The sequence below is a fragment of the Variovorax sp. dw_308 genome (genome assembly GCF_019207085.1).
GTDB lineage: Bacteria > Pseudomonadota > Gammaproteobacteria > Burkholderiales > Burkholderiaceae_C > Variovorax.
In genome coordinates this window covers 21,875-36,101 of the sequence record NZ_JAATOM010000040.1, presented here as the reverse complement: position 1 = coordinate 36,101, position 14,227 = coordinate 21,875, and the positions used below count along the sequence as shown (strand labels likewise).

Annotated in this window: 16 protein-coding genes and 1 pseudogene; 8 read left to right on the top strand and 9 right to left on the bottom strand. The window is 67.8% G+C overall.

Annotation, left to right across the window (positions count from 1 at the left end):
• From HCU76_RS34615 to HCU76_RS34590, 6 genes and pseudogenes are all read left to right on the top strand, one after another.
• Positions 1–313 (top strand): annotated as a pseudogene (locus HCU76_RS34615) (hypothetical protein); the annotation flags it as partial.
• A 101-nt stretch (positions 314–414) separates the two neighbouring features.
• Positions 415–789 (top strand): hypothetical protein, encoded by a 375-nt coding sequence (locus HCU76_RS34610; protein WP_218511826.1) that lies wholly within the window; start codon positions 415–417, stop codon positions 787–789.
• An 11-nt stretch (positions 790–800) separates the two neighbouring features.
• Positions 801–1,484 (top strand): C39 family peptidase, encoded by a 684-nt coding sequence (locus HCU76_RS34605; protein ID WP_218511825.1) that lies wholly within the window; start codon positions 801–803, stop codon positions 1,482–1,484.
• Complete coding sequence (locus HCU76_RS34600; RefSeq protein WP_218511824.1) at positions 1,484–2,029, top strand: hypothetical protein; 546 nt, start codon at positions 1,484–1,486, stop codon at positions 2,027–2,029. Before HCU76_RS34605 ends, HCU76_RS34600 begins: the two co-directional genes overlap by 1 nt.
• A 12-nt stretch (positions 2,030–2,041) precedes the next feature.
• Positions 2,042–2,329 carry a putative quinol monooxygenase gene (locus tag HCU76_RS34595; RefSeq protein ID WP_218511823.1) on the top strand — a complete coding sequence of 96 codons (288 nt, stop codon included), beginning with the start codon at positions 2,042–2,044 and terminating at the stop codon, positions 2,327–2,329.
• A gap of 64 nt (positions 2,330–2,393) precedes the next feature.
• Positions 2,394–3,440 carry a Gfo/Idh/MocA family protein gene (locus tag HCU76_RS34590; RefSeq protein WP_218511822.1) on the top strand — a complete coding sequence of 349 codons (1,047 nt, stop codon included), beginning with the start codon at positions 2,394–2,396 and terminating at the stop codon, positions 3,438–3,440.
• A gap of 85 nt (positions 3,441–3,525) precedes the next feature.
• Here the strand turns inward: HCU76_RS34590 and HCU76_RS34585 are convergent, their stop codons facing one another.
• Positions 3,526–5,202, bottom strand: coding sequence for an AMP-binding protein (locus tag HCU76_RS34585; RefSeq protein WP_371319950.1), 1,677 nt, complete (start codon positions 5,200–5,202; stop codon positions 3,526–3,528).
• Between the two features lie 197 nt (positions 5,203–5,399).
• Between HCU76_RS34585 and HCU76_RS34580 the strand changes: the two genes are divergently transcribed.
• The gene (locus HCU76_RS34580; RefSeq protein WP_218511821.1) at positions 5,400–5,744 is read left to right on the top strand and encodes a hypothetical protein; all 345 of its coding nucleotides are present in this window, start codon (positions 5,400–5,402) and stop codon (positions 5,742–5,744) included.
• Between the two features lie 99 nt (positions 5,745–5,843).
• On the opposite strand, the gene HCU76_RS34575 is transcribed toward HCU76_RS34580, so the two are convergent.
• The 3 genes from HCU76_RS34575 to HCU76_RS34565 form a co-directional block, all read right to left on the bottom strand.
• Entirely contained in the window at positions 5,844–6,272 is a 429-nt protein-coding gene (locus tag HCU76_RS34575) for a CBS domain-containing protein (protein ID WP_218511820.1), read from the bottom strand.
• Positions 6,273–6,413: 141 nt separating this feature from the next.
• Positions 6,414–7,046 (bottom strand): LysE/ArgO family amino acid transporter, encoded by a 633-nt coding sequence (locus HCU76_RS34570; RefSeq protein WP_213959703.1) that lies wholly within the window; start codon positions 7,044–7,046, stop codon positions 6,414–6,416.
• Positions 7,047–7,155: 109 nt separating this feature from the next.
• Entirely contained in the window at positions 7,156–8,778 is a 1,623-nt protein-coding gene (locus HCU76_RS34565; protein WP_213959702.1) for a DUF4139 domain-containing protein, read from the bottom strand.
• Positions 8,779–8,967: 189 nt separating this feature from the next.
• On the opposite strand from HCU76_RS34565, the gene HCU76_RS34560 reads away from it, so the two are divergent.
• Entirely contained in the window at positions 8,968–9,375 is a 408-nt protein-coding gene (locus tag HCU76_RS34560; RefSeq protein ID WP_213959701.1) for a PaaI family thioesterase, read from the top strand.
• Positions 9,376–9,526: 151 nt separating this feature from the next.
• Here the strand turns inward: HCU76_RS34560 and HCU76_RS34555 are convergent, their stop codons facing one another.
• The 5 genes from HCU76_RS34555 to bamE form a co-directional block, all read right to left on the bottom strand.
• Positions 9,527–10,417 carry an FkbM family methyltransferase gene (locus HCU76_RS34555; RefSeq protein WP_218511819.1) on the bottom strand — a complete coding sequence of 297 codons (891 nt, stop codon included), beginning with the start codon at positions 10,415–10,417 and terminating at the stop codon, positions 9,527–9,529.
• A 148-nt stretch (positions 10,418–10,565) separates the two neighbouring features.
• Positions 10,566–11,615, bottom strand: a complete 1,050-nt coding sequence (locus HCU76_RS34550) for an ABC transporter permease (RefSeq protein WP_256354704.1) — start codon at positions 11,613–11,615, stop codon at positions 10,566–10,568.
• Complete coding sequence (locus HCU76_RS34545) at positions 11,612–12,373, bottom strand: ATP-binding cassette domain-containing protein (RefSeq protein WP_345944810.1); 762 nt, start codon at positions 12,371–12,373, stop codon at positions 11,612–11,614. The genes HCU76_RS34550 and HCU76_RS34545 overlap by 4 nt, the downstream gene beginning before the upstream one ends.
• The gene (locus tag HCU76_RS34540) at positions 12,358–13,350 is read right to left on the bottom strand and encodes a substrate-binding domain-containing protein (protein WP_218511818.1); all 993 of its coding nucleotides are present in this window, start codon (positions 13,348–13,350) and stop codon (positions 12,358–12,360) included. The genes HCU76_RS34545 and HCU76_RS34540 overlap by 16 nt, the downstream gene beginning before the upstream one ends.
• Before the next feature lie 193 nt (positions 13,351–13,543).
• Positions 13,544–14,137, bottom strand: coding sequence for an outer membrane protein assembly factor BamE (gene bamE / locus HCU76_RS34535; RefSeq protein ID WP_218511817.1), 594 nt, complete (start codon positions 14,135–14,137; stop codon positions 13,544–13,546).
• Positions 14,138–14,227 lie beyond the last annotated feature (90 nt).

The following is a 14,227-nucleotide window of genomic DNA, read 5'->3' as shown; positions in this document are numbered from 1 at the left end:
TGGCAACGCCAGCAATGGCAGCGCCACGGCAGGCAATGGCGGCGCGAGCGGCGGCGGCACCGGTGGTGCGGGCGGCGCGGGCTCTGGCGGCACCAACACCGCTGCAGGCGGAACGGGTGGCGCAGGCGCAGGCGGAACGGGCGGCGCTGGCGGTACCAACACCGTCGACGCAGGTGCGTTCAATGCATACAACAGCATGACGGGTACCGCGCAATCGGCAGCCGGCGTACTGAACATCGTGCAGAACACCGGCATCGCCGCCCTGGTCCAGCAGAGTGTGAATGTCCAGGCGAACATGACGATCGGCAAGTAACGCCCGCGCGCATCACGGCATTCGCCGCGCGGCCTGCATCCAATGCGGGACCGGGCGGCGTCTGCCGCGTTGCGCATCATCAACGCCACAGGACAGACGCCATGAAATCCATCCATTCCCTCGCATTCGCTTGCGTGGCGATCGGGTCCCTGCTTGCGGCACCTGTCGCCGCGCAACCAGACGCCGTGCAGGCGCCTGTCGCACCCGCGATTGCGGCGGAGAGAGAGGCCGCATTCGTGGCCATGCCGGCCGATGAAGAAACCTTGTCGTCGTTGAGGGGCGGGGCCCAGACGTGGAACGATGCGACATTGACCGGGACCACCGCGGACAACTACGCGCGCAACGTCACCACGGGTTCCAACAGCATTGCGGGTGGCTCGTTCGAGAACATGAGCGGCATACCGGTCGTGATCCAGAACACGGGCGCCAATGTGCTGATACAGAACGCGTTGGTCCTCAACGTGCAGATGAACTGACGGTAGCGCCAATGCGGCACCTGATGATCTGCATGACGCTCGCTGCGACGGCCGCTTCGGCGCCGGCGCAGCAAGCCTATTTTCCGGGGATTGCCGGCGGCGGCGACGTCACGCTGCCAATCACCAACCTGCGGCAGGCGAGGTTCAAGACCACGATGCTGCAGAAATACGACTTCAGCTGCGGCTCCGCGGCTGTCGCCACCCTGCTCACGCATCACTTCAGCTACCCGGTGACGGAGCAGGCCGTGTTCGAGGAGATGTATGCCCAGGGCGACCAGGAGAAGATCCACAAGGAAGGTTTCTCGCTGTTCGACATGAAGCGCTACCTGGCCAACCACGGCTTCATCGCCGATGGCTTCAAGCAGCCGCTCGACAAGCTCAACGAGGCCCGCGTGCCTGCCATCGTGCTGATCAACGAGAACGGCTACCACCACTTCGTCGTGATCAAGGGCCTGCAGGCCGACCGTGTGCTCATCGGCGATCCGGCACAAGGCACGCGCGCGATTCCGCGCCATGTCTTCGAACAACGGTGGGCGAACAAATTGCTCTTCGTGGTTCACAACCGCATGGACATCGCGCGCTTCAACCTCGCGGCGGACTGGCGCGTGGCGCCGCGGGCGCCGGTGGGCGACGGCGTCGACCGCGGCACCTTGACCGCCATCACCTTGCCCAAGATGGGCCCGGGAGACTTCTGATGAATCGCCGCGCGACCCCTGCCAGGAAGTCGCTGCGCCGTCCGCGCTGGGGCTCGCGCTGGTTCACGCCGGTGCTGGTGTGCGCCGCGCTCATGGCGAACGCGGCCGGCGAGGACCCGGACGAGCAGTCCGAGATCTGGATGGCCGTCAGCGACAACAAGCTCGACGACCTGCGCGGCGGCTTCGACCTGGGCTCGGGGCTGCTGGTGAACTTCGGCATCACGCGCGCGGTGTACGTCAACGGCGACCTGGTCACGCAGACCACGCTCGACTTCGGCAACCTGACCAGCATGACGCCGGCCCAGGCCGCGCAACTCAACGCGCAATTGCGCACGCTCAACCTCGTGCAGACAGGCCCCGGCAATGTGGTCGATCCGTCGGTCAATCTCGGCGCGGGCGGAACTATCGTCCAGAACACGCTGAACGACCAGCACATCAGCAACCAGACCATCGTCAACGCAAGTTCCAACGCCATGAGCACGATCAAGGGACTGAATTCGATGGCGACGATCAGCGACGCCGTGACGCGAGGCCTGGGGCACTGAGCGAGCAAGGCCATGCATCACATCCTTGCCCGCATCGCCTTCAGGCCCGAAGCCGCCGCGCAGGGGCTGGCCATCATGACCGAGCTGGCCGCCAGGTCGCGCGAGGAAAAGGGCTGCGCCGCGTACCAGTTGTTCCAGCAGGCCGAGGCGCCGCACGTGTTCCAGACCGTCGAGGAATGGGCCGACAAAGCCGCGGCCGATGCCCACATGACCACGCCGCACGTGGGCGCCGCTGTGGCTGCGGCAGGGCCACTGTTCGGGGCGCCGCCGGAGATTCTTGCCTACACTCGGCTCGCCTGACAGTCCTGCCGGGCGCCGGCCGACGGCTCGTCGGCATTCGGTGTCCCGGACACCAGGACTCCTCATGTCACCTACGCCCCCACCGCTTCGCATCGGCATCCTCGGCTGCGCCAATATCGCCCGCCAGTTCTCGCGCGACGTTGCGCCCAGCCGGGAGGCGCAGGTCGTCGCCGTGGCCAGCCGCAATGCGGAGACCGCCGCCGTCTTCGCCGCGGCGCAGGGCATCGCACGGCATCACGGCAGCTACGAGGCGCTGCTGGCCGACGAGGGTGTGGACGCCATCTACCTCCCGCTGCCCAACAGCCTGCATGCGGAATGGGCCATCAAGGCGGCGCAGGCCGGCAAGCATGTGCTGTGCGAGAAGCCGCTTGCGCTGAACCGGCGCGAGGCGCAAGCGATGTTTGACGCCGCGAGCGCGGCCAAGGTGATGCTGCTGGAGGCCTACCCGTACTACTTCCAGCCGCAGACACGCGACATGCTGGCGCTGCTGGCCGAGGGTGCCATCGGCGAGGTGCGCTCGGCGCAGGCGAGCTTCGGCTTCGTGCTGGCGAATGCGCAGGGCAACATCCGCATGAATCCGGAGCTGGGCGGCGGCGCGCTGCTGGACGCCGGCAGCTATGCGCTCAGCGCGATCCGTCTCGTCATGGGCTGTGCGCCGCAGCGCGTCACGGCCGACGCGAGCTGGGCCGATTCGGGCGTGGACATCAGCACGATGGCAACGCTGCACTATGCCGACGGCCGCCGCGCCCAACTCTCCTGCGCCATGGACACGGCCAACCACCGCCACCTGCTGGTGACCGGCAGCAAGGGCACACTGGACAGCGAATACCTCAACCACACCAGCGACGTTGCCGGGACGCATCCATACGGCTATCTGCCGAGCCGGCTCCGCGTGCGCAGGGGCATCGCCAACTCGGTGCCCTTCGAGCTCATCCGCTCCGCCACCGGCAGCGGCTTTCGCTTTGCCGCGGAGGCCTTCGCGAAGGTCGTGCGCGAGGGGGACTTCGATGCGATCGGACGGGCCGCGCAGGCCAGCCTGGACAACGCCGCCACGCTTGAAGCGATTGCGCTGAGCGCGCGTTCGGGGAGCGCGGTCGAGGTTAGCGCCTGAGTGGCGACTTGAGCGACTCAGGCGCCCTGAGCGCCGTGAGTGGGGGCGTGACTCGTGGCCCGAGCGATCCGGCCCGGCCCCGCCATCACTCCGCGAACACGACCTTGCTGCCCTCCTGCACCCACTCCTCGAAGCGCGGCCCATAGGCCTCCTCCACGCTGCCGCGCTTGACCTTGAGCGTGGGCGTCAGAAAGCCGTTGTCCACGGTCCACGGCGTCTTCAGCAGCACCAGGCAGTCGAGCTGCTCGTGCGGGTCGAGGCGGGCGTTGATGTCGTCGAGATGCGCGCGCATCTGCGGCCCCAGTTGCTGCCTTGCGGCCTCGGTCTCATGGGCCGTCAGCAGCAGGCTCACCAGGCCCAGCGGCTGACCCAGATTGGCGCCGGCGACCATGCAGGTCTCGATGGCCGGATGCATGCACAGGCGGTCCTCGATGTGTGCGGGCGCCACGTACTTGCCCTTGCCGGTCTTGAACTGGTCCTTGATGCGGCCGGTGATGCGCCAGCAGCCTTGCGCGTCCACCTCGCCCTTGTCGCCGGTGTGCAGCCAGCCGTCCTCCGTGAAGGCCTCGCGCGTCAGCTCGGCGTCCTTGTAGTAGCCGAGCATGAGGCCGGGGCTGCGCATCTGGATCTCGCCCGTGGCCGCGTCGATGCGCGCCTCCACGCCTTCGCTCGCCGGGCCCACCGTGCCTTCCTGGTTCAGGCCCGGCACCGTGCAGTGCGAGACGGCCAGGTTCTCGGTCATGCCGTAGGCCTCGTTGATCGGCAACCCGAGGCGGCGGTACCACTGCAGCAGCGCCAGCGGCATCGGTGCCGCGCCGCCGCCCGCCACGCGGCATTGGTCCAGCCCCAGCGCGCCGAGGATCTTCCTGCGCACGACGCCGCCCACCAGCGGGATGCGCAGCAGCAGGTCCAGCCGCCCGGCCGGCATGCGTGAAAGCACGCCCTGCTGGAACTTGACCCACAGCCGCGGCACCGAGAAGAACAGCGTCGGCCTGGCGCGCACCAGGTCGGCCGCGAAGGTCTCCAGGCTTTCGGCGAAGTAGATGTGCATGCCGGTGGCCAGCCAGCCCTGCTCGACCAGCACCCGCTCGGCCACATGCGCCAGCGGCAGGTACGACAGCACCCGGTCGGACTCGAAGCGCGGCACCTGCTTCTTGCCCGCCTGCGCGGCCCACGCGAGCGTGCCGAAGCTGTGCATCACGCCCTTGGGGCGGCCGGTGGTGCCGGAGGTGTAGATCACCGTCGCCAGCTCGTCGGCGCGGCGTTGCACCTCGCCCTGCATCGGCAGCTTGCCTGCGCAGATCGCGTCCCAGCTCTCGTAGCGGTTCATGGCATCTGCCGGCGCGAGCGGGAAGCAGACGCAGGGCATGTCGTCCGGAATGCCGCGAAGCATCGAAGTCCAGCCATCGAGCTTGCCGATGAAGCAGGCGTGCGCCTCGCTGTGGTCGAGGATCAGGCGGATCGAGTCGGCCGCCAGCGTGGGATAGAGCGGCACCGAGACGTGGCCGGCCATCCAGATGGCAAGGTCGCTGAGGAGCCACCAGGCGCAGTTCTTCGAGAAGATGCCGATGCGGGAGCCCGGTTCGAAGCCCTGGCCCTGCAGCCATGCCGCCATGCGCCGCGCCTGGTCGGCCACCTGCGCCCAGGTGAAATGCTGCAACTGGCCGCCGCCGACGGGCTGCGTCAGGATGACGCGCTGCGGCGCGGTGCGCTCCCAGTGGTACAGGCGCTGCAGTGCGAGGCTGTCTCCGGAAATCTCCACGATCGGGTCTCCTTGCCATGCGTTGCAAATCCGGCGTCGAGCTTAGGGGCGAGGCGGTCGCCGGTCCAGCGGGTTTTGCCGGCGTCGCGCTGGCTGGCAACGGTCTTGCTTTCGCATGCTGGACTTTGCACGCCCGGTCAAAGTCGCGTTAAGGTGCGGCCCGTCGTTGTTGGCGCAAGCATCCAGGAGATTTGGTCATGAATGTTCGGTATCGATGGCTTGGCCTGCTGGCCTGCGTCGCCATGCAGGCCTGCACCACGCCGCCACCGCCGGCGCCCGCAGCACCCCCGCCACCGCCCATGACCGTGGCGCCGCCGCCCATGCCGGCGCCTGCCCCGGCGCCGGGTGCCTCCGCGCCCATGCCTGCACCGGCACCCGTGGCGCAGGCACAGCCCGAGCCAGTGGTCGATATCCGGGCCGTTTGCGATGGGCGTGCCGAGGGCGAACGCCTGCAGACCCGGGGACCGGGCGGTGAGACGCTGTCGGGGATTTGCGTGCGGGGTGCGAACGGCTGGCTGAGGTTCAGCACGAACGGCCGCTAGAAGGCCGCGGATAAGGCCTCCGCGGAACGGGCGCGTCGGCCCGGGCGGCTTGCGGCGTTGCAACCGGGTGCGCGGCGCGCTTCCCCGGTCGGCCCTGGCTCAACTCTGGATGTAGTTGGTCAGTTGCTCGATGGTCTGCTCCTGGTCGGCAATGATGTCGTCCATCAGGTCGCGAATCGAGATCATGCCCACCACGATTTCGCCGTCGACCACGGGCAAGTGGCGGATGCGCTTCTGGCTCATGAGGCCCATGCACTCGCTGGTGTTCGATCTGGAGGTCACGGTGATCACGTTGGCCGTCATGATCTCCGACACGTTCATCTCCTTGGAGTTCTTGCCCAGCAGCGCCACCTTGCGCGTGTAGTCGCGCTCGGAGAGCACCCCGACCAGCTTGCCTTCGCGCATCACCAGCAGCGCCCCCACTTCGTGCTTGGCCAGCACATGCAGCGCATCGAACACCGTGGTGTCCGGCGAGATATGGAACAGGGCGGGGCCGCGGCGCTTGAGCAACTCTGAGACGGGTTTCATGGGGTTCTCCTCTGGATTCGTGATAGCGACACACGCAAGGGTCGCGCCTGCCAAATCATAGGCGGCACAAGCGTCACCGCCATTGCAATTCGCAACAAAGGGGCATTGCGCGAGCGAATTGCAATACCTTGGTATGCGTTTTCACGCCTGCCGCAGGAGCAGGGCACCCAGCGCGAGCATCATGGCGCCCACCAGCGCGTCGAGCCAGCGCCAGGCCACGGGCCTGGCGAACAGCGGCGCGAGCAGGCGCGCACCAATGCCGAGCAGCGCGAACCAGGCCGTGCTGGCCAGGGCCGTGCCCGTCACGAAGCTGATGCGCGCAGCGCCGGCCTCCTGCGCGCCGACCGAGCCGACCAGCAGCACCGTGTCGACATACACGTGCGGATTCAGCAGCGTGAACGCGGCCGTCTGCGCCAGCACGCGGGCGCGCGATGCCGACGCCGGGGCGCCCTGCGCGGCCAGCAGGGCGTGCGGCTTCAGTGCGCGCCGCAGCGCCAGCAGGCCGTAGCCAAACAGGAACAAGGCGCCGCCCAGCGTGAGCGCCGGGGCCAGCGCCGGCAGCGTGGTGCGCAGGCTGCCCATGGTCCAGACCCCGACCATGACGAGCAGCGTGTCGGCCAGCGCGCAGAAGGCGACCACCGGCAGCACGTGCTCGCGCCGCAGGCCCTGCCGCAGCACGAAGGCGTTCTGCGCGCCGATGGCGACGATGAGGCCGAGGGTGATGCCGAACCCGGTGAGGAAGGCGGAGGCGAGGGCGGTGGCGCTGGGAGGCATGGGCCCGCATTCTCGCCATCGGATCGGCGCAGGCGGTGGCGCCACGACCGACCCGATGCGCGTCGATGCAGGCACCGCGGGTCCGCCGCCTTGCGCCAGGCAGTGCGACTCAACGCGCCGAGATCCGCGCGTCCTTCGGATAGCTGATCGTGTAGTCGGCGGCGACACGGGCGCTTTCCCCGGCGGCCAGGTCGAAGGACCACAGCGTCATGCCGGGTTGCTTGTTCCATTCGCGCTCGGCCGGCTTCGGCTGGAAGGTGGCGCTGACCTGCACCGCCTCGTTCACCGACACCGGCGCAGCCTCGAGCACCTGCACCGCGATCGGCGTGCGGTGGCGGTTCTCGACCACGTAGCCGCGCTGCAGCTTGCGCTCGACGCGCAGCCCGACGAAGCCGCCCGTGCCCTGGTTGTCGCGCTCGGGATCGGCCTGCACGCGGACCAGTTCGTCGCGGCCGAACGAGAGCGTCAGGCGTGCATCGCCGGGCGGCGTCCAGCGTCCATTGCCGACAAAGGCGCCGTCGCGGTACAGCTGCAGCGGGCCGGCCGGCCAGACGCCCTCGGGCGGGGCCATGTCGGCGATGAGGAAGGCGCTGGCGTCGACTTGCGGGCTCGTGCGCGCGGCGAGCTTGACGATGTCCTCGACCTGTCCCAGCGCCAGGCCCACGCGCTGGCCGCTGGAGGGCACGTCGACGACGTTCGGCACGGCGAACTCGGTCGCGAAGCTGTTGTTGAACACGCTCACGTCGAACGCGGGCTCGTCGAGCCGGTCCATTGCGGACTTCATCATCGGCGCTGGCGCCGCCGCCACCATCGGTGCGCCGGGCTGCGCGCTGCGTTCGCGCAGCGGCTGGGGTTGCTCGATGCCGATGCGCCAGGGGGCGGGCAGGCGGCCGGTGGTCTCGCGGCGCGGCTGGCCGGTGGAGAGCGTGAGCTTCACGCCGCGCCAGTCCTCGCCGGTGGATTGCGCGACCAGCGCCTGCCGCTCGATGCGGATCTTTCGCGTCGTGGTGTCGAGCAGGGCGCGGTACGCCGGCGACCAGCCCGGCCCCGCGACCTGATAGCTCAGCTTCACGTCGGCATCACGCCCGGCCGCCAGCGTCACGGTCACGCTCGTCACGTTGCCGCCCTGGCCCTGTGAGCGTTCGCGCTCGGCGATGAGCGGGGCGAGCTGCTTGTCCAGTTCCGTCTGGCGGCGCTTCAGCAAGTGCTGCTTCTGCAGCGAGTCCTGGCCGGATCGGCGCAGCGCCTCGGCCATGGCCGCGACGGACTTCGCATCGGGCGCGGCCACCCGTACCGGCGGAGTGCCGTCGCCGGGGGTGCCGCCGCCATTCGCCGTGATGCCCTTGAGGTAGCCGTTCACCAGATCCAGCGCATCGTTCTCGGATTGGAGCGCGGCCTTCTGGTCTTCCAGTTCGCGGATGCGGCCGTCGAGCGGGCTCGTGGCGCATTCGGCCGAGAGGGCGCGCGGCTGCGTCAGCACCGATGTTTCACCCAGACGCACGGCCGCGTCGGCGCTCACCTGGATGCTTTGCGCGTCCAGGCCTGCTGGAAGGCAGGCGAAGGTCAGCGTGCGGCTACCCGAGGCGACCCGCGCCACGCGCTCCACCGTGGCGCTGCCAGGGTAGACCTTGACCTGGGTGATGCGCGAATCGGCTTGGGCGCAGAGAGCCAGCAGGGGTGAGGAAAGCGCCAGCGCGATGGCGCGGCGGCGAGGAGCGAAGAAGAGGGGCATGAGGGCCTCGTGAAGTGATGAACCGGCTTGTACGGCGGGCGACGCCGAAGCGGGTTAATCCGCTCGACGGCCAGACGCTTCTTCCTGTCGCGCACGCAACTGCCGGCGCCGGACAGGTCGCCGCGGTGACCTGCCGCGGGACGATCCATCCGTAGAGTGGCCACTCGATTCACGAGAAGGAGGCACGCCATGCTGGACACCATCCAGGCCGTCAACCAGACCGCCGCGTTCAACCGCTGGGCGGGGTTTGAAGTCACCCGGGCTGCAGATGGCGAGGCCGAGCTGCGGATGCCTTGGCGCGACGAGCTGGGCCAGTACGCGGGCTTCCTGCACGCGGGCCTGATCGGCGCCATGCTCGACACCGCCTGCGGTTTCGCGGCCAGCACCGTGGCGGGCAACGTGCTGGCCTCTCACTTCTCGGTCAACTGCCTCGCGCCCGCCGTGGGCCGCGCTTTCGTGGCGCGTGGCCGCGTCGTGAAGGCCGGGCGCAAGCAGGTGTTCGCGGTGGCTGAGTTGTTTGCGGAGGGCGAGGGCGATGCAGCGCCCAGGCTGGTGGCGACCGGCAACGCGATCCTGGTGCCGGTGCCGGCGGCCTGAAGAAGGTGTGAAGCTTTATGCTGCGGCCACCGATCTCGAGCCTGCGGTCCTCACCGCACGACAGTGCGGTTCCGGTCCGCAGGTCCGACCTCGGCGCCCTCGCTACGAAATCTTCACATCTTCTGGCGCGGGGCCTTGCGATCCAAGCGCTCTAGATAAACAGCAGATCGGTCTGCCCGCCGTCCGTCCCCAGGCGCTGCGCGAGCGCATCCAACGCGGCCAGCGAGAAGGGGCGCATCGCGATCTCCCTTTCGCTCAGGTCGCAGAACGAGGAATAGCCGGCCAATTGCAGGGCGCCCCTGAACCGTCCCATGCTGCCACTGCTGGCCAGACCGCCGGGCCAGAATTCCGTCACGAGCGGTAGCTTGCGCTGCAAGGTACGGGCCGCGCCGGCCAGCACGTAGCCTTCGAAGCCTTGCGTGTCCATCCACAGCAAGGTCGAACCAAGATCGATGTCGTCCAGGATCCGATCCAGCGTCTGCGAGGGCACCTGGATCGTTTCGGGTCCGAAGTCGGAGTTGCAGTTCCCGTAGCGCGCCCGGTGGTCGCCGTGGTTTCCCTTGGAAAGCTCGAACGAAAGGATCTCGTCGTTCTTCTCGCCCAGCGCGATGTTGTGCGTCGTGATGCGGTCCGCGACCCGGTTGAGTTCCGCGTTGGCGCGCAGCAACGAAAAGTTCCTGGGCTCGGGCTCGAACGCGATGGCCCGCTCGAACAGCCCGCGATTCACCGCCGGGATGCAGATCGTGCCGATGTTCGCCCCGATGTCGAGCAGCAGCCGCATCCGCTGCTGGCCCAGCATCTCGACGACGCGTTCCAGCTTGGAAAAGTCGAAGGGCTCGCGGTGCTTGAACAGCCACTGCCCGATGACCTGGTCGCCTGCCGCGACCACGAAGGATTCGGAGGGGCACGATGCCAGCATCATCGCGTCGCGCGGCGCGGTGTCCCAGAGCAGGCGTGTCACCAGCGGGCTGCTGAAAAATCGATGCCGCCCGAAGCCCCGCACGACTGGCAGGATGGCCCGATAGATCCCGGTCTTCAACATGTACGCCTCTTCGCTGCCCTATGCGGACATGGTTAGACACAATTGTGGGTAACTATATCTGACACATCCGGTTTCATCTGTCTTCGCGGCGGAAGGACTGCGCGGTTCCGGTCCTTCATTTCGGCCAGAGGCGCGGCGCGAGGAGTCCTCAATCGTTGGCGCTGCGCGCTCGCAACCGGTCGAACAGCACCGCCACGATGATGAAGCTCCCGACGAAGGTGCCCTGCCAGAAGGTGCTGATCCCCAGCAGGATCAGGCTGTTGCGGATCACCTCGATCAGCGCCGCGCCCACCACCGCGCCGAAGGCCGTGCCGATGCCGCCCGCCAGGTTGGTGCCGCCGATCACCGAGGCGGCAATCACCGAGAGTTCCATCCCTTGGCCGAGGCTGGTCGTCACCGTGCCCAGCCAGCCCACCTCCAGCACGCCCGCAATGCCCGCGCACAGCCCGCAGAACATGTAGACGCTGACCTTCACCAGCTTGACCGGCACGCCTGTCATCGTCGCTGCACGCTCGTTGCCGCCGATCGCATAGAGGTGCCGCCCCCAGCGCGTCCAGCGCAGCAGGAAGCTCGCGACCACCAGCAGCACGATCAGGAACAGCACCGGGCTCGGCACCCGGATCGGGTCGACGAAGGGCAGGCTCACGTTGACGAAGCCGCCGCCCAGCGCCAGCAGTTTCGGCTGGTCGGGCCCGAACTGGTAGACCATGCGGTTGTTCGACAGCACCATCGCCAGGCTGCGCACGATCGACAGCATGCCCAGCGTGACCACGAAGGGTGGCACGCCGATGTACGCGATCATGAAACCGTTGATCGCACCGACCAGCAGCGAGGCGCCGAGCGCCAGCGGAATCGCCAGCCAGATCGACATGCCTTCGCTCATCGACATGCCCACCACCATGCCCGACAGCACCAGCGTCGCGCCCACGGAGAGATCGATGCCCCCGGTGATGATGACGGCCGTCATGCCGATGGCGATGAGCGCGACGAACGCGAAGTTGCGCGTCACGTTGAACAGGTTCTGCTGCGTCGCGAACACGTCGCTGGAGAAAGTCAGCACCACGAACGCCACCACCGCCGCCACCGAGACCCAGAAGGTCTGCTGGCTCACGAGCCAGCTCAGCCAGGTGCCGTGCACGCGCCGGTCGATGGACTCTTCGAGGCTGACGGTGGCCATGCGGTGGTCCTGCGTTGTCATGCGGTCTCGATCGCGCCGGTGATGAGCCCGGTCACTTCTTCCGGCGAACTCTGCGCGATCAGCTTGTCCGCCACCTTCACGCCGCGCCGCAGCACGACGATACGGTCGGCCACGGCGAACACGTCGGGCATGCGATGGCTGATCAGCACCACTGCGATGCCGTGGTCGCGCAGGCGCCGGATCAGGCTCAGCACCTCGGTGATCTGCCGCACGCTGATGGCGGCGGTCGGCTCGTCCATCAGCACGATCTTCGGGTCGGCCAGGCGCGTGCGCGCGATGGCCACGGCCTGTCGCTGCCCGCCGGACATCCGCCGCACCAGGTCGCGCGGCCGGGTTTCCGATTTCAGCTCGGCGAAGAGCTCGCCGGCGCGTCGGTTCATCGCGCGGTAGTCCAGGATCCTGAAAGGCCCGATCCCGCGTCGCAGTTCGCGGCCGAGGTAGACGTTCTCGGCCGCGCTGAGGTTGTCGCACAGCGCCAGGTCCTGGTAGACCACTTCGATGCCCTCGCCACGCGCGTCGGCCGGCTTGTGGAACGCGAGCCTGCGGCCGTCCATCGCCAGCGTGCCGTCGCTCGGCGGGTAGTTGCCGGCCACGATCTTCACCAGCGTGGACTTGCCCGCGCCGTTGTCGCCCATCAAGCCGACCACCTCGCCGGCATGCAGCGAGAGGGAGACGTCGGTCAGCGCCTGGATGGCGCCGAAATGCTTGGAGACTCCGCTGAGCTCCAGGACGGCCATGCCGTTTACTTCGCCGGGCACTTGTCCAGGTTGGTGGGCACGCATTCATCGAGCCCGGTGAAGAGCGGATCCGCCACCTTCTTGCCGCCGATCAGGTCGATCAGCACCGCCGGTGCGCGATGGCCCATCTCGAAAGGACGCTGGCCGATCTGCGCATGGCTGCGGCCGTTCTTCAGCGCGTCGAGTTGCGGCGGCAGCGTGTCGCCCGCGATGATGATCAGTTCCTTGGACGCCAGCTTCGGCTTCACTTGGTCCGTCACCTGCGCGTAGGCCGACGGGCCGAACTGCGCCCAGCCGCCCACCAGGATGAAGGCGTTGAGCTTCGGATTCTTGGTGAACACGTCGGACATCTGCTGGTTGGCCAGGTCGATCTGGTCATTGGTGAACAGCGGGCAGCCGGCGATCTCGGTCCAGCCGCCTTCGCCCTTCAGCCGGTCGATGCCCTTCTTGCCGCCGATGGTGTCGCGGAAGCCCGCGGCGCGCTGGTTGATGTTGTCCGCGGCGACGTTGCCGAGCTGCATGCAGACCGTGCCGCCCTTGCCATTGAGCGCCTTCAGGTGCTTGGCCATCAGCACGCCCATGTCGTAGTTGTTGGTGCCGAGGTAGGTCTTGCGCAGCGACTTGTCGGCCGCCGAAAGGTCGGCGTCGATGGTCATGATCGGCATCTTCGGCGCCTTGGCCTTGAGCATGGTGCCCATGGCTGGCGCGTTGGATGGCGAGATGGCGATGCCGGCCACGCCCTTGTTGATCAGGTCTTCCACGATCTGCACTTCGCCGGCTTCATCCGCGCTGGAGGCGGGACCGGTGTAGAGGCAGGTGTATTCGGACGTGGGGTTCTCCTTGTTCCACAGCGCGCAGCCATCGCCGAGCACCGTGAAGAAGGGGTTGTCCAGACCCTTCACCACCACCGCGAGCGTCTTCTTCTGGGCCATCGCCGGCGTGGCGGCGAGGAGGGCGGCCAGGGCCGCGCCGACGAATACAAGAACCGACTTCTTCATTGCGTCTCCTTCGTTGTTGGATATGCACTGACAAGGCTCTCTTGCACCGCTGGCAAACCGCGCGGGATCTCATGCGGGCTGTCCGTGACCCAAGAGAAGGCGGACTGTAGTACCCGTATCGGAACGTGTCGAGCGGGCAGACCCGACGTGGCCACGCATGACGGGGTTCAGCCTGCGAGGCTGGCGTCCGTGACTAGTTGGGCGAGGTGTAATGCACCATCACCGCGGCCGTGCCCGTGACCGACTTGACCTTGCCGGCCTTGTCGAAGGACACCTGGTACTCGGACCAGGAGTCGATCCAGTAGCGCCACACGTCGGCCTCGAGGCGCGGGTTCTCGCTGGTGATCGGCCAGCCGACGGCCATGATCACTTGTTCGCGCGTCATTCCCTCCGTGACCTTCGCGGCCTGGATCGCCTCGCGCACCTGTGGCTCAAAGCCGGCGATGCGCAGCTTTGGGTCTTCCTGGACGATGTATCGACCGGCAAACTCCGGCATGCGGATGTCGCGGCTGTAGTCGTTCTTGAGGCGCTGCGGCTTGCCGCCGACCATCGTGTCGACGAAGCGGAAGTCGTAGCTCGCGACCTGTGCCGGCGTGCCGACGGGCACGAGGCTGGTACCTGTTTCGCGGTAGTTCGCGTCGCCCATCTGCCTGCCGTAGGTGTACATGTTGCAGCAGAGGTAGCCCGCGGCCAGCGGACCCGGCGGGCTGGCCGGCCGCTGGGCATGCGCGGCGGAAAAGGGAACGGCAATCGCGAAAGCGGCTGCCAGCGCAAGGCGTTGGAGCATGGTGGGCTGACCCGTGAAGTGGAGTGCGCGCGGATTCTATGGGCGCCAACCGGAGAGCGACGGAACGCCACGGAACGTGTGCGACAGCGG

What these genes read in the sequence shown, in the direction of transcription:
- HCU76_RS34605 (WP_218511825.1), top strand. Translation starts at nt 801, where the DNA reads ATGCGGCACCTGATGATCTGCATGACGCTCGCTGCGACGGCCGCTTCG.
- HCU76_RS34575 (WP_218511820.1), bottom strand. Translation starts at nt 6,272, where the DNA reads ATGAAACCCGTCTCAGAGTTGCTCAAGCGCCGCGGCCCCGCCCTGTTC.
- HCU76_RS34595 (WP_218511823.1), top strand. Translation starts at nt 2,042, where the DNA reads ATGCATCACATCCTTGCCCGCATCGCCTTCAGGCCCGAAGCCGCCGCG.
- HCU76_RS34610 (WP_218511826.1), top strand. Translation starts at nt 415, where the DNA reads ATGAAATCCATCCATTCCCTCGCATTCGCTTGCGTGGCGATCGGGTCC.
- HCU76_RS34540 (WP_218511818.1), bottom strand. Translation starts at nt 13,350, where the DNA reads ATGAAGAAGTCGGTTCTTGTATTCGTCGGCGCGGCCCTGGCCGCCCTC.
- HCU76_RS34580 (WP_218511821.1), top strand. Translation starts at nt 5,400, where the DNA reads ATGAATGTTCGGTATCGATGGCTTGGCCTGCTGGCCTGCGTCGCCATG.
- HCU76_RS34590 (WP_218511822.1), top strand. Translation starts at nt 2,394, where the DNA reads ATGTCACCTACGCCCCCACCGCTTCGCATCGGCATCCTCGGCTGCGCC.
- HCU76_RS34550 (WP_256354704.1), bottom strand. Translation starts at nt 11,615, where the DNA reads ATGACAACGCAGGACCACCGCATGGCCACCGTCAGCCTCGAAGAGTCC.
- HCU76_RS34570 (WP_213959703.1), bottom strand. Translation starts at nt 7,046, where the DNA reads ATGCCTCCCAGCGCCACCGCCCTCGCCTCCGCCTTCCTCACCGGGTTC.
- HCU76_RS34565 (WP_213959702.1), bottom strand. Translation starts at nt 8,778, where the DNA reads ATGCCCCTCTTCTTCGCTCCTCGCCGCCGCGCCATCGCGCTGGCGCTT.
- HCU76_RS34600 (WP_218511824.1), top strand. Translation starts at nt 1,484, where the DNA reads ATGAATCGCCGCGCGACCCCTGCCAGGAAGTCGCTGCGCCGTCCGCGC.
- HCU76_RS34555 (WP_218511819.1), bottom strand. Translation starts at nt 10,417, where the DNA reads ATGTTGAAGACCGGGATCTATCGGGCCATCCTGCCAGTCGTGCGGGGC.
- bamE (WP_218511817.1), bottom strand. Translation starts at nt 14,137, where the DNA reads ATGCTCCAACGCCTTGCGCTGGCAGCCGCTTTCGCGATTGCCGTTCCC.
- HCU76_RS34560 (WP_213959701.1), top strand. Translation starts at nt 8,968, where the DNA reads ATGCTGGACACCATCCAGGCCGTCAACCAGACCGCCGCGTTCAACCGC.